Origin of the sequence: Sphingobium lignivorans, assembly GCF_014203955.1 — a bacterium.
GTDB lineage: Bacteria > Pseudomonadota > Alphaproteobacteria > Sphingomonadales > Sphingomonadaceae > Sphingobium > Sphingobium lignivorans.
The window spans coordinates 132,357-151,985 of the sequence record NZ_JACHKA010000001.1 but is presented as its reverse complement, the minus strand read 5'-3'; the positions used below and the strand labels follow the sequence as shown (position 1 = coordinate 151,985).

The window sequence follows — 19,629 nt, the reverse complement described above, 5'->3', positions numbered from 1 at the left end:
CGCGCAGCCGCGGTCCGGAGTGGCTACTCCGCCGCCTGCGCCGTCACGCCGCTCGCAACCGGACGCAACACGACGTGTCCCACCGCAGTGTTGGAAGCGGGCACATGATAGAAGCGCTGGAGCTGCTCCACCTGCTCGCCAAGCGCGGCGCGCATGATGAGCCACATGATGAGCTCGATGCCCTCGGTGCCCGATTCCCGCAGATATTCCAGGCGCGTGATCTGGCGCAGCTCGTCCGTCCGGTCGATCAGCTTGTCCAGAAAGGCATTGTCGAATTCCGGATTGATGAGGCCGGCGCGCGGCCCCTGGAGCTGGTGGCTCATGCCGCCCGTGCCCCAGATCTGGACGTTGAGATCTTCCGGGAAGCTTTCCACCGCATGAGCGATGGCTTCCCCCAGCATCCAGCAGCGATTGCCCGACGGGGTCGGGAACTGCGTCACGTTGACGGCGAGCGGAATGACCTTGCAGGGCCATTGCTCGACCTGGCCGAACATCAGGCTGAGCGGCACCGTGCAGCCATGGTCGACATCCATATGGTTCATGATGGTGATGTCGAATTCGTCCAGCACGAGCTGCTCGGCAATGTGGGCCGCCAGTTCGACATGGCCGTAGACGGTCGGCACCGGACGCGCGCCCCAGCCTTCGTCGGCCGGCTGATACTCCTCGGCACAGCCCAGCGCGAAGGTGGGCACCACGTCGAGCATCATGGCGGACGCATGATCGTTATAGCACAGGATCACCACGTCGGGCTTTTCCTGCGCTTCCCACGCCTTCACCCATTCATAGCCGGCGAAGATGGGCTGCCAGTCGGCTTCCCCGGTCCGACCATGGTCGAACGCAGCGCCTATGGCGGGAACATGGCTCGTCGCGACGCCTGCGGTGATCCGGGCCATCAGTTGCCCTCGCGGATCGAGCGGTTGCCCTCGGGCGAACGCCCGCCGCTCCGCATCATCGCGGCATATTCGTCGGCAGTCATGCCGGTCATCGAACTGACCGCCCGCTGCGTGCTCCAGCCGTCCGTATTCGACAGCTTGACGAGGAAATAGATGTTGCCGCCCAGATCGATGAGGCGATTGAAGTCCCGCGCGAGTACGGCCTGCTTCTGCGCCTCGCTCATCCGGAACCGCTCGAGATAGGCGCGCTCGTCGGCCTTGAAGGCAGCGCGGTTCGCGGCTTCCATCAGCGACATGCAGAATTTGTGCAGGTGATAGGCCTCGCGCGATCGCCGGGCCGTGAACACGGTCGTGCCGGGGATGTCTTCCAGGTCGGTAAGCGGATAGGGGCGCGTGCGCATGGCCTGACCTTTCGATCGGACGGTTTGAAGATATAATGGAGCCCACCGCCTCTTTCCAGTGGGCCGTGGGCTCCTGTCACCGGGGCCTTCCGGAATCAAGCGCTATTTTGCTGCGACTGCGAAGGAGATCCCCTCGGCGCGCACCACGCGAAGAATATTGGCTATGCAAGGCGCCCGCTGCGCAGGATCATTGATTTGCGGGGTCCATACCTCTATTTATGGCAGCAATGCGGGCCGGGCCCCTCTGGCGATCGTTTCGGCGGTCGTGATGTCGGACCGCATCGAGTGCGCTCGATGCCGGCCGTTTTGTTGATGTTCCTGAAAACGGCAGAAGAGCCACTCGTTTGGACAGCAAGCAAACGAGGTTTTTTGCCATGTACGAACAAGAGCGGGTTCTCTCACGCGGCGGCGTGCCTCAGGATGCGGCGCTTTTTGACGCCGGCCCTGCGAGCGCACATGCTGCGCGTCTACAATTATATGGCGTCGGGCGTTCTTCTCACCGGCATCGTGGCGCTGGTCGTGGCGTCGACGCCGGCGCTCGTCAGCGCCATCTTCGGCACGCCGCTCAAATGGGTCTTCATGTTCGCCCCGCTGGCCTTCGTGTTCTTCTTCTCCTTCCGCATCGAGAAGATGAGCGCGTTCGCCGCGCAAGCGACCTACTGGGCCTTCGCGGCCACCATGGGCGTCTCCATGGCGTCGATCTTCCTGGTCTTCACGGGCACCAGCATCGCGCAGACCTTCTTCATTGCCGCGGCGATGTTCACGGCGATGAGCCTCTACGGCTATACGACCAAAGCCGATCTCTCGCGCTTCGGCAGCTTCCTGATGATGGGCCTGATCGGCGTGCTGATAGCGATGCTCGTGAACCTCTTCCTGGGCTCCAGCGCGCTGCAACTCGTCATCTCGATCGTCGGTGTGCTGGTGTTCGTGGGTCTCACCGCGTGGGATACGCAGAACATCAAGGCGCAATATGCCGAAAGCCTTGGCCATGAGGCGCTGAGCAAGATGGCGGTGTTCGGGGCGCTGTCGCTCTACCTGAACTTCGTCAACATCTTCCAGCTTCTGCTCAACCTGACCGGCGAGCGCGAGTGAAGCGCTCTCCCGGCTGCCGAAAGGTCTGATTGGTCATGATGGAAGGCCTTGCCGCCCTGGCGAGCGAACCCGCCGCCTGGGTGGCCCTCGCCACGCTCGTCACCATGGAAGTGGTGCTGGGCATCGACAATCTCATTTTCATCTCCGTGCTCAGCAACAAGCTGCCGGAGCATCAGCGGGTCCGGGCACGGCGGATCGGCATCGGCCTCGCATTGATCATGCGGCTTGTGCTGCTCGCATCCATCGCCTGGATCATGCAACTCACCGCGCCGCTGTTCGAGGCATTCGGCCAGCCTTTCTCCTGGCGCGACCTGATCCTGGTGGCGGGCGGCCTGTTCCTCGTCTGGAAAGCGACCAAGGAAATCCATCACAATATCGACCCCCGTTCGGGCGACGAGATGTTCGATGCCGGCGCACTGGGGATCGGCTTCGGCGCCGCAGTGGGCCAGATCATCCTGCTCGATCTCGTCTTCTCGATCGACAGCATCATCACCGCTGTGGGCATGACGGACAATATCGCCATCATGGTAATCGCGGTGGTGGTGGCGGTCGGCACCATGTTGTTCGCCGCGACGCCGCTCGCCAACTTCATCGAGCGCAATCCCACGGTGGTCATGCTGGCGCTGAGCTTCCTGATGCTCATCGGCACCACGCTCATCGCGGAAGGGTTCGGCGCGCATGTGCCCAAGGGCTATGTCTATGCCGCCATGGCCTTCTCGGCGCTGGTGGAGGGGCTCAACATCATGGCGCGTCGCCGACGGGAGGCCGGAAAGGCAGCCGAGGCCCTTGAGGGAAACATACGCCCTCAATGAAAGTGAAACGGCCGCCGACGTCTCTGGCGTCGCGGCCGCAAGTTTGCCTTGGAAATGAATGCAGGGCCTGCCGGCGCCGCTCCTGAGGGGGGAATGGAGCAGCGCCGCGGCCTTCGCGCATCACCGGCGCGGATATTTGGTGGCGTTGACTGCCAGCACCTCGACATCCTTCTCGACAACGCGGGCGCCCGCTTCGGTCCAGCCGCGCTTCGTCATGCAGACGCGCTGGGGGATCATCGAGCCGGCAACCGTTTCCTTGACGCAGTAGAGCGGCTCGCCACCGGTCTCGACAGTCTTGGCCTGATAGTGGCGGACGGGCTCGCCGGTACCGGCCAGCGCCGGAGCGGAAACAGCGAACAGGCCGAGAGCAGCAGCGGCAACCAGGGGGGACTTGAACTTCGACATTTTGAACTCTCCTCACTTTGAACCTTGCAAGCGGGGGATGCTTGCACCTGACTTAGTGCATTAAGCGTGCCAAACAGGCATATCATTGTTTTTAAAGGATATTATCAGTTTTGCGGAAGCGCTTGCGGCCTGATGATTTCCCATCAGTTTGCAATCAAACCCAAGGGTTGGGAATTTTCCTGCAAAGCCCCGTGCTGTCCGTGATGTTTTTTCCGTTACGGAATGACAGTCTTTCTGGTGCGGGAACGCGGGACCAAAGCCAGCCAGCCCGTGCAGGGCAGAGACCCGGGGCTCGGCCAAGTCCCTTGACTCCCATGGCGCACTTGAGAACATAATAAGAACATGCATGAGACGAGTCGCCTTCACCCTGCTTTCAAGCGGGCTCTCGCCGGTGGGCCGCCCCGTGGCGTAGCCGCGCCGGCGCTGCGTCCGTTCGGCATGGAGACGATCGACCGGGTGCTGGGCGGCGGTCTTGCGGCCGGGCGGCTGCATGAAGTCTTTCCCCGGGAAGGGCATGACGAAGGCAGCACCGCCGGCTTTGCGGCAATGCTGGCTTGCCTGCTCACGCAGGCACAAGGCGCCGCGCCCACCATTCTCTGGCTGCGCGAGGATGCAGCCCAGCGAGGCGCCGGGCTGCATGGTCCAGGCCTTGCCGATCTGGGGCTTGATCCCGCGCATCTGCTGCTGGGCGTGCTGCCCGATGCCCGGGCCCTGCTGCGCACGAGCGTGGATGCACTTCGTTGCGCCGCACTGGGCGTGGTGGTGCTGGAACTGGGCGGCAATCCGCCCTTGCTTGACCTGACCGCAACCCGCCGACTCACGCTCGCCGCCGAGGCATCGGGCGTGACGCCACTGCTGCTGCGCCTGCGGGGCGGACGGGCGATGCCCAGCGCGGCGCAGACGCGATGGCAGGTGGCGTCCTTGCCATCGTCCCCACTGGAAGCCGATGCGCCTGGTCATCCGGCATTGCATATTTCCCTGCTGCGCCAGCGCGGCGGCGCGGCAGGGCTCGACTGGACCGTGGAGTGGAATCATGAAGCAGCCTGTTTCAGGCCGGCGGCGCTTCCTGGCTCTCGCTTTCCCCTTCCTGGCAGCGGATCTGTTCCGGATGCGGGAAGCGCGCGCGATGCCGGGAATGACGGCGGCTGGCGCATCGCGGTCTGACGCGACTTCTCCTCTCGGATCGTCCGGCATGGCGGAAGAGCCGCCGCTGGTCTTCGTCACCCTGCAGCGCGGCGCATGTCGCCTGTTGGCGTTGGACGCGGACGCACTGAGGCTCGGACTGGAGCCGGGGATGATGCTGGCCGATGCGCGGGCGCGGCTGCCCGCACTCCGGGCCGTGCCGCATGATCCGGACGGCGAGATGCGGTTGCTGGAGCATCTGGCGGACCTGTGCGACCGCTTCACGCCCATGGTCGCGATCGATCCGCCCGATGCACTTGTGCTGGATGTTGCCGGCTGTGCGCATCTCTTCGGCGACGAGGCGAGCCTCGCGCGCGAGGCGGGGGACTTCATGCGCGCGCGGGGCCTGCGCGTGCGTGTCGCCCGGGCCGCAACCCCCGAGGCGGCGCTGGCACTGGCACGTCTGGGAGAACGCCGCTACGAGGACGAGGCCGAAGCCGTTCGCCATTTGCCGCTGCTGGCCTTGCGGCTCGATCCCGATGTCGCGCTGGCGCTGCGCCGGGCGGGCTTCACCAACATCGGCGATCTGGCCGGACTGCCACGCGCGCCTCTTGCGGCGCGTTTCGGGGCTGCCATGGTCGATGCACTGGACCGCCTGCTCGGGCACACCGACAGCCGCATCACGCCCCGGCGCCTGCCGCCCACCATCCATGCCGAGCGTCGCTTTCCCGAGCCGATAGCGCGGGTCGAGACGGTCATGGCGATCCTGGCGGACCTGCTGGCCGAAGTCTGCGAAATGTTGCGCAACCGGCATCAGGGCGGCCGCGCCTTCGCGGTCCGGCTTTATCGCAGCGATGGGGCGATGCGCGATCTCGTCGTGGAAACCGGGCAACCGGTGCGCGACCCCGTCGTGGTGCTCCGCCTGTTCGACGAGCGGGTCGCGACGCTGGCCGATCCGCTCGATCCGGGCTTCGGCTTCGACCTCGTGCGCCTTGCCGTGCCGCATGCCGAGGCGCACGATGCCGAGCAGGGCGGGCTGGAGAGCGATCCGGTGAAGGCGTCCGACCTCTCCGCCCTGCTTGACCGGCTGGGCGTGCGGGCCGGGCCGGGCCGCTTCCGCCGCCTCGCTCCCCGCGAAACGCATGTGCCCGAGCGCGCGACGCGGCTGGCGCCGGCATCCTCCCCGCCGCGGCCATGGGCCAGGCCGCAGCCCGGCGAGCCGCCGCTACGGCCGATCAGCCTGCTCGATCCGCCCGAGCGCATCGACGTGATCGCCCAGGTTCCGGAAGGACCGCCTCGCCAGTTCCGCTGGCGCGGCGCGGTGCATCACATCGTCCGGCAGGAAGGCCCCGAGCGGATCGCGCCGGAATGGTGGCGCCGGCCGGACGGTCATGCCGCCGACCCCGGCCTCACGCGCGATTATTACCGCGTGGAGGATACGGCGGGGCGCCGCTTCTGGGTCTTCTGCCATGGCCTTTACGGGCGAGAGGCCGTCTCGCCGCTCTGGTATCTCCACGGATTGTTCGCATGACGGCGGACGTGCCCTTCTATGTCGAGCTGGGCTGCGCAAGCGCGTACAGCTTCCTGCACGGGGCCTGCGCGCCGGCTGAAATGGTCGCGCGGGCCGTGGCGCTGGGCCATCGCGGGATCGGCCTTGCGGATCGCAACACGGTGGCCGGCGTGGTGCGCGCCAAGATCGCGCTCGATCGCCTGCGCGAAGATGGCGAGGCCGTCGTGCCGGAGGACTTCTGCCTCCTCCCGGGCGCGCGCCTCGTCTTTGCGGACGGGACGGATGACATTCTTGCCTATCCCGCCACGCGCCATGGCTGGGGCTGCCTCACCCGGCTGCTCAGCACCGGCAATCTTCGCGCGAGGAAGGGGGAATGCGACCTGCGCATCGATGATCTGCTCACGCATATCGAGGATCTGCTGCTGATCGTCCTGCCGCAGCAATTTGGCGGCGAAGCCGCAACATCGCTTTTGCTGCACCGCCTTGTCGCTGCCGCACCGGGTCGGGTCTGGCTCGGCGCCACCATGAATCGCGAGGGGCGGGACGCGCGGCGGCTCACGCGTGCACAGACGCTCGCCCGCGCCTCGGGCGTGCCGCTCATCGCGCTCAATGATGCGCTCTATGCTGCACCGGAAGACCGCCCCCTGCAGGATGTCATGACCGCCATTCGCTTGCGCACGACCGTGCGGGAAGCCGGACGGGTGCTGCATGCCAATGCCGAGCGGCACCTGAAGCCCCCGGCGGAAATGCTGCGCCTGTTCGCCGCCTGCCCGGACGCCATGCTGCAGGTGGAGGCATTCGCGCGCCGCGTCGGCTTCCGGCTGGAAGAGCTGCGCTACGAATATCCGCACGAGCCCGTGCCCTTCGGCTGGGATGCGCAGCAGTGGCTGGAACATCTCGTCATGGAGGAAGCGCACAAGCGCTATGGGGCGGATCTGCCGGAGGATGTGACGAAACGCATCGCCGAGGAATTCGCGCTCATTCGGGATCGCGCTTATGCGCATTATTTCCTGACGGTGCATGATCTCGTCCGCTTCGCCCGGGCGCAGAAGCCGCCCATTCTCTGCCAGGGCCGCGGCAGCGCGGCGAACAGCATCGTCTGCTTCCTGCTGGGGGTCACCTCGGTCGATCCGTCCGAGCACCGCCTGCTCTTCTCCCGCTTCCTGTCCGCCGAACGGGGAGAGCCGCCGGACATCGACATCGATTTCGAGCATGAGCGCCGCGAGGAAGTGATCCAGTATATTTACCGGCGCTATGGCCGCGCGCGCGCCGGCATTGCTGCGACCGTCATTCATTACCGCCCCCGCAGCGCGGTGCGTGAGGTGGGCAAGGCGCTGGGTCTCAGCGAGGACGTGACGGCGCATATGGCGAGCACCGTCTGGGGCAGTTACGCGGCATCCTATGAGAGGAAGCGCGTCGTCGAGGCGGGGCTGGACCCTGACAATCCCGAGATCGCGCGGCTCAACGATTTCGTGCAGCGCATCCTCAACCTGCCACGCCATCTCTCCCAGCATGTCGGCGGGTTCGTGCTGACACAGGGCCGGCTGGACGAGATGGTGCCGATCCACAATGCCGCAATGGACAACCGCACCTTCATCGAATGGGACAAGGACGATATCGACGCGCTTGGCCTGATGAAGGTGGATGTCCTGGCGCTCGGCATGCTCACCTGCATCGCGAAGAGCTATGAGCTGATGCGCCGGCATGGCCTGGGCGACCACAGCCTGGAGATCGATCTCCGGTCGGACGACGAGGCCGTCTATGACATGCTGTGCACCGGTGACAGCATCGGCGTCTTTCAGGTCGAGAGCCGGGCGCAGATGAACATGCTGCCGCGCCTGAAGCCGCGCGACCTCTATGACCTCGTCGTGCAGGTCGCCATCGTTCGCCCGGGGCCCATCGAGGGAGACATGGTGCATCCCTATCTGCGTCGCCGCTGCGGGGAGGAGCCGGTCGATTATCCCGCACCGCACCCGCCGCACGACCCGAATGAACTGCATGACGTGCTCGGCAAGACCTTCGGCGTCCCGCTCTTTCAGGAACAGGCGATGAAACTTGCCATCACGGCTGCGGGCTTCAGCAATGACGAAGCCAATGGCCTGCGCCGCGCCATGGCCACGTTCCGCAATCTCGGCACTATCGACCGTTATCGGGACAAGCTGGTCGGCGGCATGGTCGCGCGTGGCTATGAGCGCGATTTCGCCGAGCGCTGTTTCAGGCAGATCGAGGGTTTCGGCTCCTATGGCTTTCCGGAAAGCCACGCGCAGAGTTTCGCGCGGCTCGTCTATGTCTCGGCATGGATCAAGTGCCATCAGCCCGCCGTCTTCACCTGCGCGCTGCTCAATTCGCAGCCCATGGGCTTTTACGCACCGGCCCAGCTTGTCCGCGATGCCATTGAGCATGGCGTCGCGGTGCGCCCGATCGACGTGAATGCCAGTGACTGGGATAATGGGCTGGAAAACGGGCTTGGCGCGAGCGCCTCCGCCCTCGCCCTGCGTCTCGGCTTCCGCCAGATCGGCAGCTTCCGGGAAGAATGGGGCCACGCCATCGCCGCGGCACGCGCGGGAGGCGCGTTCGCGAATGTGGAGGATCTCGCGCGGCGGGCAGGCCTGCCGTCCCGCGCGCTGCATCTGCTGGCGGATGCCGATGCCATGCGCTCGCTGGGGCATGGCCGGCGGGAGGCACTGTGGGAGGCGCGGCGCACGCCAACCGACGAGCTGCCGCTTTTCGCGGCCGCCCGGGCGCGCGAACTGGGTGAGGAACCGGCCGTTGCGCTGCGGCCCATGGCGCTCGGCGAACAGGTCGCGGCGGACTATCAGACGCATCGCCTGTCCCTGAAAGCGCATCCCATGGCCCTGCTGCGGCCATTCCTTGCCGCTGAAGGCGCGCTCCCCTGCATCGCGCTACGCGATGCGAAGGCCGGTGCGCATGTCCGCACGGGCGGCATCGTGCTGGTACGCCAGCGGCCCGGCAAGGGAAACGCCATCTTCGTCACGCTGGAAGATGAGGATGCCATTGCCAATATCGTGATCTGGGCCCGCCGCTTCGAGCGCTATCGGCGCGAGGTCATGGCGGCGCGACTGATGATCGTCGATGGCGAGTTGCAGCGCAGCCGGGAGGGTGTTCTCCATGTCATGGCGAGCCGTATCATCGACAGGAGCGACCTGCTCGGCCATCTGTCGGAATTGCACGAGCCGCGTGCCCAGCTCAGCCGTGCCGACGTCTTCCTCCATCCGCAGCATCCGCGCCACAAGGCGCCGCAGCGCATGGCGCAGCATCCCCGCAACGTCCGACTGTTGCCGCGCTCGCGGGACTTTCATTGAGGCGGAAAATCGCCGGAAAAACCGGTGCAAGTGACCCCTCATTTTCATGGCGAGATCAAAGCCGTCCCAACAGCTGCCCCTGCCGCCAAAGATAGGAAGCTAGCTGTCCGCATCTCTTGCCGTTATGACACCGGGCTTCGCGCGCCGCGGTTCATCCGGACCGGGTGAAGAGACGAGAGGATGACCATGAACAGCACGCCAGCTTCCTGCGCCTCCATCCTTCACGGCCGGGGCAACGCCTGAGATGGTCTGGCCGCACAGCTTCACGGATCTGCGCGATGCCGCGCGACGGCGCCTGCCCCGCTTCCTGTTCGATTATGTCGACGGGGGCAGTTTCGATCAGGTCGCTCTGGCGCGCAATGCCGCAGCCGTGCGCGCCGTGGCGCTCCGGCAGCGCGTGCTCAACGATGTTTCGGAAGCGGACCTCTCCACCGACCTGTTCGGTCACCGGCTCGACATGCCCCTGATGCTCGCACCGGTCGGCATGGGTGGCATGCTGCGCCGGCGGGGCGAGATCCAGGCGGCGCGGGCCGCGCAGGCCAATGGCGTGCCGTTCGTCATGTCGACTGTCGCGCTCTGCTCGATCGACGAGGTGATGAACGCAACTCCGGCGCCGTTCTGGTTCCAGCTCTATGTCGCCAAGGATCGCGGCTTCGTTATGGACCTGCTTACGCGCGCGAAGGGGGCTGGCTGCCCGGTGCTGTTCATGACGGTCGACCTGCCCGTACCCGGACCGCGCTGGCGGGACCAACGCTCGGGCCTCTCCGGCCCCCCCGGCCTCACTGGCCAGTGGCGGCGCTGGACGCAGATTCTGAGCCACCCGCATTGGGCCCTGGACGTCGGCCTTCGCGGAAAGCCGCATACGCTGGGCAATCTGGTGCCGATCATGAAGGGCAATGTCCGGCTCAACGACTTCCTGAGCTGGAGCGGGCGCAATTTCGATCCTTCCGTCACCTGGAAGGACCTTGAGTTCATCCGCAGCCATTGGGATGGGCCGCTGGTGCTCAAGGGCATCATGGATCCGGAGGATGCGCGCCGCGCTGCGGATATCGGAGCGGACGGACTGGTCGTCTCCAATCATGGCGGACGCCAGCTCGATGCCACGACGGGTACGGCTGAGGCTTTGCCCGCGATTGCCGCCGCTGTGGGAGAACGGCTCACGGTGCTTGCCGATGGCGGGGTTCGCAATGGACTCGACATCCTGCGCATGCTCGCGCTCGGCGCCAAGGGCGTGATGATCGGCCGCCCCTGGGCCTTCGCGCTGGCGGCGGGCGGCGAGGAAGCGGTCTCGCGGATGCTGGCGCAGATGGCGACGGAACTGCGCGCCGGCCTCGCCCTCACCGGCTGCGGACGGGCGCGCGATGCGGGGCCTCATTTGCTGGCGGGCCCACCGGCCTGGCCGCGCTGAGGCCAGCACCGGTTCGAGGTGTGCGCGGCCTCGATGCCGATCGGGCGATATTCGGGAGTCCAAAATCGCTCATCGCTGCTATAGGCCGCCCCTCATGACCAGACCCAGCCAGAAAGGCCCGACGGGGCACAAGGACGAACCGGCCGGCTTCCCGGCCCGGCGTGCGGCATTGCGGCTGCTCGATGCCGTGCTGCGGCGGGGCATGCCGCTCGAGCAGGCGCTGGCGACGGCGACCCGGGACATCGCCCTGCCGGCCGACCGGGCGCTCGCGCACAACATCACCGCCGTCACGCTGCGCCATCTGCCTGATCTCGACGCGCTGATCGACAGCGCGACACGGCAGGCGCTGCCGGACGACGCCAAGGCCCGCATGGTGCTGCGGCTGGCCCTGGCGCAAGCCCTGCTGCTCCAGACACCGCATCATGCCGTCGTGGCCACCGCCTTGCCACTGGTCGACGGGGGCCCACGCAAACTGGTCCACGGCGTGCTGAGCGCCTTGCTGAAGCGGGACCTCCACCTTCCCGCTCCGCCAGCGCTGCCGGCGCCCGTGGAAGCACGCTGGGGCGCCGCATGGGGCGAGACTATGGTCGCAGCGGCCCGGGAGGCGATGGCCGTGCGCCCGCCCCTGGACCTTTCCCTGCGCGATGCCGCTGCCACCGCGGAGTGGGCAGAGCGGCTTGGCGGCATCTCGCTTCTCCCGGGCCATGTCCGCCTGCCCGCGGAGACCGAAGTCGCGTCGCTACCCGGTCTCGGCGAAGGCGCGTGGTGGGTGCAGGATCTTGCAGCATCCCTGCCGGCCCGGCTGCTGGGGGCCGGCGAGGGACGGGTGATGCTGGATCTGTGCGCGGCGCCGGGCGGCAAGGCGATGCAGCTCGTCGCCGCCGGCTGGCACGTGATCGCCGTCGATCAGTCGCGCCGCCGCGTGGAGCGGTTGCGCGCCAATCTGCAGCGCACGGCCCTTTCCGCCGAGGTGGTGGAAGCCGATCTGCTGACCTGGGAGCCGTCCGCGCCGGTCGATGGCATCCTGCTGGACGCGCCGTGCAGCGCCACGGGCATCTTCCGCCGCCATCCCGACGTGCTCCACCGCGTGGGCCCGAAGCAGATCGCCGAAATGACGGAAATCCAGGCCACGCTGCTCGATCGCGCCGCGGGCTGGCTGAAACCGGGCGGCAGGATAGTCTACGCCACCTGCTCGCTTGAACCCTCCGAAGGCGAAGCGCAGGTCGACGCCCTGCTGGCCAAGCGAAGCGACATGCGCCCGCGCGCCATAGCAGCCGGCGTCCTGCCAGCGGGACTTGCCGAAACCGCCCCCGGCCGCGTGCGCACCCTGCCCGGCCAGCTGGCCGAAACGGGCGGACTGGATGGCTTCTTCATGGCGCTGATGGAGCGATCCTGAAGCGGCACCCTGTCCCGTAGCGAGTCACTTGCAGCCAATCCGGCCAATCCATCCACAACTTTATCCCCCGACCGGTTGCGCTGGCCCAATCGCAGGGCTAAGCGACAGCCATGGTGCCATCCATCCGTATTGCGCCCTCGATCCTCTCGGCCGATTTCGCGCGGCTGGGCGAAGAAGTGCGCGCAATTGACGAGGCGGGCGCGGACTGGATCCATGTCGACGTCATGGACGGCCATTTCGTGCCCAACATCACCATCGGGCCGATGGTGGTGAAGGCGCTCCGGCCGCACAGCACCAAGACCTTCGACGTCCACCTGATGATCTCGCCGGTCGATCCATTTCTGGATGCCTTTGCGGAGGCGGGTGCCGATGTCATCACCGTCCACCCGGAATCCGGCCCCCACATCCATCGCACGATCCAACGGATCAAGGCGCTGGGAAAGAAGGCAGGGGTCTCGCTCAATCCCGGCACGCCAGCCAAGATGCTCGACTATCTCATGGATGAGATCGACCTGGCGCTGGTGATGAGCGTCAATCCAGGCTTCGGCGGCCAGAGCTTCATCGACAGCCAGCTGCGCAAGATCGAGGCCGTCCGGAGGGCGATCGACAAGTCCGGCCGGGAAATCGCGCTCGAGGTCGACGGCGGCATCGACGTGAACACCGCGCCCCGCGCGATCGCGGCGGGCGCCGACGTGCTGGTCGCCGGCACAGCCACGTTCCGGGGAGGGCCGACCGCTTATGCGGAGAATATCCGGAGATTGCGCGGATCATGAGCGCGCGCCCTCGCCCCGCGCCCGTTCCGGAGCCGCCCGAGGAAGACGGCATCGAACAGGGCAAGCGGCTGATTCGCCTCTCGGACGATCGAAGCGTGTCTCTGGCCCAGCGTCTCGCCAACCATTTCTACCGCATGACCTGGGCGACGCCGTTCCACAGCATGCGCCTGAAGGGAAAATATCCGCTCAAGCTGCTTGCCGTTCCGGATGATGTCATCCCCGGCGACGCGCGCGCAGGCAAGGCATTGCGCGCCGGCTATTTCCTGTTCCGGGGCATCAAGCAGCCGGTTGCGGCGCTCGACTGGCGGAAGATCGACCAGCCGGAGGCATTCGTCGATTATCTGCACAGCTTCCGCTGGCTGCGCGATCTCGCTGCCGCAACCAGCCGGGACAATGCCGTCCCGGTGGCGGAGGCGCAGATGCGCGCCTGGCTCGACGCGCACGCCGCGACCCCGAGCGAACCGGCCTGGCGCGTGGACAATGCCGCCTGGCGGATTCTCCACTGGACCGCTTATTCGCCCCTGATCCTGTCGAGCGGTGATCTCGTTTATCGTAGCCTGGTCCTCAATGGCATTGCCCGTACCGCTCGCCATCTCGATCGGGGCGCCGACAAGGCACCGATGGGGCTACCCCGCGTCACCGCCTGGACGGGCATCGTTGCGGCCAGTCTGCTGCTGCCGGGCGGCGAGCCGCGCCGCGTCTTTGGCGAGGCAGGGCTCAAGCGGGCGCTGGAAGGCGCCTTCTACGCCGACGGCGGCATCATCTCGCGCTCGCCGATGGAGCAGATCGAGGCGATCACGCTGCTCTCCATGCTTCGCGCCGTCTATGATGTCCGCCGCGAGGATATGCCGGCCTTCGTGAACCAGACGCTGGAGCGCGTCGTGGCCGCGCTGCTCGGCATCCTGCACGGAGACGGCGCGCCGGGATGCTGGCAAGGTGGCGTGCCGATCGACCCGTCGCGGATCACCACGATTGTGGCGGCCTCGGGCATTCGGACGCGACCGCTGCGTCAGGCGCGCGACTGGGGTTATCAGCGCCTCGCCGCCGGGCAGGCGGTCGTCCAGGTGGACGCGGCACCGCCGCCGGTTGCCCGGCTGGCGCGCAACGGCTGCGCATCCACGGGCGCATTCGAGCTTTCCGACGGGCCTACGCGCATCATCGTCAATTGCGGCGGCGCCGTGATGGCAGGTACGACCTTGCCTGCGGATCTGGCGCAGGGCCTTCGCACCACCGCCGCGCACAGCACCCTGGTTCTGGACGACAGCAACTCCACGGCGATTCTGCCGGACGGCACGCTGGGCAAGGGCGTGGTGGAAGTGGAGCTGGAGCGCCACGAACTCGAGCAGGGCAGCCGGCTGGACGTGGGGCATGACGGCTATGCGCGCCGTCTCGGCTTCACCTGCCGGCGCATTCTCATGCTCAGCGGCGATGGCCGGGAACTGCGCGGCGAGGACGTGCTCCTGCCGGTCGAGAGGAAACGCAAGATCGCGGAATGCCCGCTGGCGATCCGCTTCCATCTCGGCACGGACGTGGAGCCCACCTTGACGGCGGACCGGCAGGGCGCGCTGCTGCGCCTGCCCAATGGCGCACTCTGGCAGTTCCGCGTGGGCGCGGGCGAACTGGCCGTGGAAGACAGTCTGTGGGTGGACGGCGATGGCCGACCCCATCCCACGCAGCAACTGGTGGTCAACGCCGTCGCCGGAGCGGGCGGCATGAGCATTGGCTGGCTGCTCAGGAAATCTGGATAAGGACAGGAAATGATGCGGGATGTGACGATCCGCCGGGCACTGCTTTCAGTGTCCGACAAAACCGGGCTTTCCGATCTGGGAAAGGCGCTCGCCGGTCATGGCGTGGAGCTCGTCTCGACCGGAGGCACCGCGAAGGCGCTGCGCGAAGCAGGCCTCGAAGTTCGTGATATCTCCGATCTCACCGGCTTTCCCGAGATGATGGACGGCCGCGTCAAGACGCTGCACCCGGTCGTGCATGGCGGGTTGCTCGCCGTGCGGGATGATCCCGGGCATCTCGCCTCCATGGAGGAGCACGGGATCGGGGCGATCGATCTGGTGGTCGTCAATCTCTATCCCTTCGCGCAGACCGTCGCGAAAGGCGCGGACCGGGACGAGATTATCGAGAATATCGATATCGGCGGTCCTTCCATGGTCCGCTCGGGCCGCGAAGAACCACGCCAGCGTGACGATCGTCACCGATCCGGCCGACTATGCGCGGCTGGTGGCCGAGATGGACGCGCAGGGCGGCGCGACCAGCTATGATTTCCGCCGGCTCTGCGCTGCCAAGGCCTATGCCGCGACAGCCGAATATGATGCCATGATCGCAAGCTGGTTCGCGCTCGCCGATCAGGGCGAGATGTTCCCGCCGCGCCTGTCCGTGCCGCTGCGGCTCGGCCAGTCGCTTCGCTACGGGGAAAATCCGCATCAGCAGGCCGCGCTCTATCTGCCCGCATTCGCGCCGGGCGGGACGCTGGCCGATCACCGGCAAGTGCAGGGCAAGGCGCTTTCCTACAACAATCTCAACGATGCCGATGCTGCCCTGGAACTCATCAGCGAGTTTCGCGACGGCCCGCCCACGGTCGTGATCGTCAAGCACGGCAATCCCTGTGGGGTTGCGACGGGGGAGACGCTGGCGGAAGCCTATCGGGCGGCTTTCCAGTGCGATACCGTGTCCGCCTTCGGGGGCATCATCGCGGTCAACCGCCCGCTCGACGGGGCAACGGCGGAAGCGATCACCGAGATCTTCACGGAAGTCGTGTGTGCACCCGATGCCGATGATGTCGCGAAGGCAACCTTCGCGACAAAGAAGAACCTGCGGCTCATCCTCACCGGCCCGCTGCCCGACCCGGCACGGACGGGCATGACGCTGCGGAGCATCGCGGGCGGTGTGCTGGTGCAGAGCCGCGACAATGGCCATGTGACGCGCGAGTCGCTGCAGGTGGTGACGAAGCGCGCGCCCACGGAGCGCGAGCTGGAGGATTGCCTCTTCGCCTGGACCGTGGCCAAGCACGTCAAGTCCAATGCCATTGTCTATGCCCGGGACGGCGTGACCGCCGGCATTGGCGCGGGGCAGATGAACCGCCGGGATTCCTCCCGGATTGCCGCGATCCGCGCGCGCGAGGCCGCCGAGATCGCGGGCTGGGCGCAGCCGCGCACGGCCGGCTCGGCTGTTGCGTCCGACGCCTTCTTTCCCTTCCCGGACGGTCTGCTCGCCGCTGCCGAGGCCGGGGCTACTGCGGTGATCCAGCCCGGCGGATCGCTGGGGGACGCGGACGTGATCGCCGCTGCGGACAAGGCTGGGCTCGCCATGGTCTTTACCGGCATGCGTCATTTCCGGCATTAAGGGCATCATTCATCGGGAGGATCAGGGCCATGCGCTTTTTCCGTCAGTTCTTCGCTCCGGTCCTGCTGGCCACTGCCGCGCCGCTGATTGCGCAGCCCGCCCAGCAAGCCAGTTCGCCGTCCGTCCCGCAGGGGCTGCTGCCCACCGTGGCGGCGCCCTCCGCCTATCGTATCGATCTCACAATCGTGCCGGAGCGGGAGCGCTTTTCCGGTCATGTCGAGATCGACATCGATGTGAAGGAAGCCTCCCAGTCGCTGTTCATCCATGGCCGTGATCTCGCGATGCACAAGGCGACAGCCCGGGTCGGCGGGCAGACGATCACCGCCAGCTATGCCGAGGTCGATTCACTGGGCGTGGCCCGGCTGGATTTCGCTCGTCCGCTTCCTGCAGGCAAAGCGACGCTGGTCTTCGATTATGACGCACCGTTCGGGGCGAGCCCGTCCGGCCTGTATCGCGTCAAGGTGGCCGACAAATGGTATGCCTGGACCCAGTTCCAGTCGATCGATGCCCGCGCCGCTTTCCCCGGTTTCGACGAACCGGGCCACAAGACGCCCTTCACGGTCAGCCTGACCACCCCGGCCGGCCAGACCGCGCTCACCAATGCACCGCAGACCGGCGAAGAGAAAGCCGGCGCGCTGGTGAAGCACAGCTTCGCCCCCACTCTGCCGCTGCCGACCTATCTGATGGCATTCGTGGTGGGGCCGATGGCCGTAGCGGAAGGCAGCGTCGCGCCGACGCCCGAGCGCGCGAAGCCGCTTCCAGTGCGCATCGTCGCGACCGAGCCGAACAGGGAGAAGCTGGCTTTCGCGCTGGAGAACACCGGGCCGATCGTGACGCTGCTGGAACGCTATTTCGGCACCCCCTTCCCGTTCCCCAAGCTCGACCAGATCGCTTCGCCCGTGATGCAGGGCGCCATGGAGAATGCCGGGGCGGACATCTACGGCGACCCGATCCTGCTGCTCGGCAAAAATCCTCCCGTTGGACAGCAGCAACTGTTCGGCATGGTGGTAGCCCATGAACTGGCGCACCAGTGGTTCGGTGATCTCGTGACGCCGAAATGGTGGGACGACCTGTGGCTCAACGAGAGCTTCGCCAACTGGATGGGCTACCGCATCGGCAATGAATGGCGGCCGGATCTGAAGATCGGCCTTGGCGCCATCGACGAGGCGTTCCAGTCCATGAATACCGACGCGCTGACCGCGGGTCGCCCGATCCGTCAGCCGATCAAGAGCAATGCCGAGATCGACAGCGCCTTCGACGCGGTGACTTATGGCAAGGGCGGCCAGGTCGTCTCCATGATCGCGTCATATCTGGGTGACGAGAAGTTCCGCAACGGCGTCCGCCTCCACATGGATCGCCACGCTTATGGCTCGGCAAGCAGCGAGGATTTCTTCGCTTCTCTGGCCGAGGCGGCCGGCGACCCGCGGATCGTCGAAGCGCTCAAGAGCTTCGTCCACCAGCAGGGCGTTCCGGTCGTGAAGCTCGCGCGCGCGACAAATGGCCTGACGGTCAGCCAGTCCCGCTATCATCTTCTCGGAAGCCAGGTGCCGCCGCAGGAGTGGCTGATTCCGCTCTGCGTGAAGCTTGGCGAGACACGGCAATGCTCGCTGCTCGATCGGCCGACGGCATCGCTGCCGCTCACCGGAGCGGGCGCGATCATGCCCAATGCTGGCGGCACCGGCTATTACCGCTTCTCGCTGGATGAGGGGGAGTGGGTGCGGCTGATCGAGGCCGGCCCCGGCCTCGAACCGGGCGAGGCACTGGCGCTCAATGACAGTCTCTGGGCGGACATGCGGGCAGGGCATGCCGCGCCCGCATTGCTGGTCAAGGCGGCGCGGAGCATGGCCGGCCATGCCTATTCTGAAGCTGCGACGGAGGCCGGCGATCGCCTGGCAGGACTGCGCCGGCGCGGGCTTTTCCCCGGCAAGACGCTGGATGCCTACAAGGCCACGCTCGATGCGATCTATGCGCCGATGCTGGCGGAGCTTGGCTTCGATCCCCGCGCCGGCGCTTATGCTGCCGACGATCCGGATCGTCGCGCGCGGCGCGGCAGCCTCGTCTCGCTGCTGGCCGGCGAAGCGAAGGACAAGGGCGTGCGCGACACCCTCGTCGCCGCGATGAAAGCCGACCTTGCCGGAGATGCCGGTGCGCTCGACCTCTCCTTCCTCTCCGCCGCACTTGGCGCCTATGTGGCGCAGGGCGGGCAGGCCGTGGCTGGCGATCTGTTCACTCGCGCCCTCGCGAGCGAGGATACGGTGCGGCGCGGCGCCATGCTGAGCGCGCTGGCCGGCAGTGGCGATCAGGCGATCGCGCAATGGCTGATCTCCCGCTTTGGGCAGGAGGGCCTGCGGCCGACGGACACGCTGCGCATGGTGCGCGGGATGGCGAGCGAGCCAGCCACGCGGGCCCTGGCAATCGACTGGCTGGTCGCGAACTATGATTCGGTGGTGACCGGCGCCGGCATCTTCGCGGCGGCCAGCCTGCCCGGGATCACCCAGTCGGGATGCTCGGCGGCGGAAGCCGATCGCGCGGAGGCGGCACTGCGGCCCAAGGTGGTCCAGTATCAGCGCGGCGCGCTCGAACTTGACCGGGCCATCGAGCAGATTCGCGCCTGCGCCGCGTTGCGCACGGCGCGGGGCAGCGAAATCGCCTCGATGTTCGACTGACCGTCGGCCTTTTGCCGGCAGCACCATGTCGCTACACTGGTGATCCGGGGGCGAGTCTTTTCTTTCATGAAAGGTCTGGCCAATGCGACTTTGCCATATCGCGCATGCGGGTCTGCTGACCCTGATGCTGCCCCTGTCCTCACTGGCTGCGGCTCACCATGGCTGGAGCAGCTATGATGCCAGGAAAACGATCGAGATTGAGGGATCGCTCAAGACGCTGCGCTGGGCAAACCCTCATGGCGCAGCCACGGTCCACCATGACGGGCGCGATTGGGACGTGGTGCTCGCCCCGGTCGCGCGCATGGAAGCCCGTGGCCTCACCGAGGCGATGATGAAGCCGGGCGGTACGGTCACATTGATCGGCTACCCGCGCACTGACGGCACGGCCGAGATGAGGATCGAGCGCGTCATCGTGAAAGGCAAGGCATACGAGCTGCGCTGAAAGCCACGCTGCCGGACAGCTCGGAAAGAACGCAG

At 66.7% G+C, this 19,629-nt stretch carries 14 protein-coding genes and 1 pseudogene; 12 read left to right on the top strand and 3 right to left on the bottom strand.

Annotation, left to right across the window (positions count from 1 at the left end):
• Positions 1-23: 23 nt before the first annotated feature.
• Complete coding sequence (locus HNP60_RS00700) at positions 24-893, bottom strand: class III extradiol dioxygenase subunit beta (protein ID WP_184148958.1); 870 nt, start codon at positions 891-893, stop codon at positions 24-26.
• Positions 893-1,294: a protocatechuate 4,5-dioxygenase subunit alpha gene (gene ligA, locus HNP60_RS00695; RefSeq protein ID WP_014074506.1), complete on the bottom strand. Its 402-nt coding sequence runs from the start codon at positions 1,292-1,294 to the stop codon at positions 893-895. Before ligA ends, HNP60_RS00700 begins: the two co-directional genes overlap by 1 nt.
• 420 nt (positions 1,295-1,714) lie before the next feature.
• Between ligA and HNP60_RS00690 the strand changes: the two genes are divergently transcribed.
• Both HNP60_RS00690 and HNP60_RS00685 read left to right on the top strand, forming a co-directional pair.
• A complete protein-coding gene (locus HNP60_RS00690) occupies positions 1,715-2,386 on the top strand; it encodes a Bax inhibitor-1/YccA family protein (RefSeq protein WP_260394587.1) in 672 nt (223 codons plus the stop codon).
• Between the two features lie 38 nt (positions 2,387-2,424).
• Positions 2,425-3,198, top strand: a complete 774-nt coding sequence (locus HNP60_RS00685; protein WP_184156781.1) for a TerC family protein — start codon at positions 2,425-2,427, stop codon at positions 3,196-3,198.
• A gap of 120 nt (positions 3,199-3,318) precedes the next feature.
• On the opposite strand, the gene HNP60_RS00680 is transcribed toward HNP60_RS00685, so the two are convergent.
• On the bottom strand, positions 3,319-3,603 hold the full coding sequence (locus HNP60_RS00680) for a hypothetical protein (protein WP_014074503.1): 285 nt from the start codon (positions 3,601-3,603) through the stop codon (positions 3,319-3,321).
• 342 nt (positions 3,604-3,945) lie between these two features.
• Here HNP60_RS00680 and HNP60_RS00675 point away from each other — a divergent pair, with 342 nt between their 5' ends.
• The 10 genes and pseudogenes from HNP60_RS00675 (at position 3,946) to HNP60_RS00630 (ending at position 19,594) form a co-directional block, all read left to right on the top strand.
• Positions 3,946-4,767, top strand: a complete 822-nt coding sequence (locus tag HNP60_RS00675) for an ImuA family protein (protein ID WP_184148956.1) — start codon at positions 3,946-3,948, stop codon at positions 4,765-4,767.
• Between the two features lie 28 nt (positions 4,768-4,795).
• Positions 4,796-6,256 carry a Y-family DNA polymerase gene (locus tag HNP60_RS00670; RefSeq protein WP_184148953.1) on the top strand — a complete coding sequence of 487 codons (1,461 nt, stop codon included), beginning with the start codon at positions 4,796-4,798 and terminating at the stop codon, positions 6,254-6,256.
• Positions 6,253-9,558, top strand: a complete 3,306-nt coding sequence (locus HNP60_RS00665) for an error-prone DNA polymerase (protein WP_184148950.1) — start codon at positions 6,253-6,255, stop codon at positions 9,556-9,558. The genes HNP60_RS00670 and HNP60_RS00665 overlap by 4 nt, the downstream gene beginning before the upstream one ends.
• 244 nt (positions 9,559-9,802) lie before the next feature.
• A complete protein-coding gene (locus HNP60_RS00660; protein WP_184148947.1) occupies positions 9,803-10,966 on the top strand; it encodes an L-lactate dehydrogenase in 1,164 nt (387 codons plus the stop codon).
• A 94-nt stretch (positions 10,967-11,060) separates the two neighbouring features.
• Positions 11,061-12,362 (top strand): RsmB/NOP family class I SAM-dependent RNA methyltransferase, encoded by a 1,302-nt coding sequence (locus HNP60_RS00655; protein WP_184148944.1) that lies wholly within the window; start codon positions 11,061-11,063, stop codon positions 12,360-12,362.
• A gap of 110 nt (positions 12,363-12,472) precedes the next feature.
• Complete coding sequence (rpe, locus tag HNP60_RS00650; protein ID WP_184148941.1) at positions 12,473-13,135, top strand: ribulose-phosphate 3-epimerase; 663 nt, start codon at positions 12,473-12,475, stop codon at positions 13,133-13,135.
• A complete protein-coding gene (locus tag HNP60_RS00645) occupies positions 13,132-14,883 on the top strand; it encodes a heparinase II/III family protein (RefSeq protein WP_184148938.1) in 1,752 nt (583 codons plus the stop codon). Before rpe ends, HNP60_RS00645 begins: the two co-directional genes overlap by 4 nt.
• A 12-nt stretch (positions 14,884-14,895) precedes the next feature.
• Positions 14,896-16,486 (top strand): annotated as a pseudogene (gene purH, locus HNP60_RS00640) (bifunctional phosphoribosylaminoimidazolecarboxamide formyltransferase/IMP cyclohydrolase).
• Positions 16,487-16,515: 29 nt separating this feature from the next.
• Positions 16,516-19,152 (top strand): M1 family metallopeptidase, encoded by a 2,637-nt coding sequence (locus HNP60_RS00635; RefSeq protein WP_184148935.1) that lies wholly within the window; start codon positions 16,516-16,518, stop codon positions 19,150-19,152.
• Between the two features lie 82 nt (positions 19,153-19,234).
• The gene (locus HNP60_RS00630) at positions 19,235-19,594 is read left to right on the top strand and encodes a DUF6152 family protein (RefSeq protein ID WP_184148932.1); all 360 of its coding nucleotides are present in this window, start codon (positions 19,235-19,237) and stop codon (positions 19,592-19,594) included.
• The last annotated feature ends 35 nt before the right edge of the window (positions 19,595-19,629 follow it).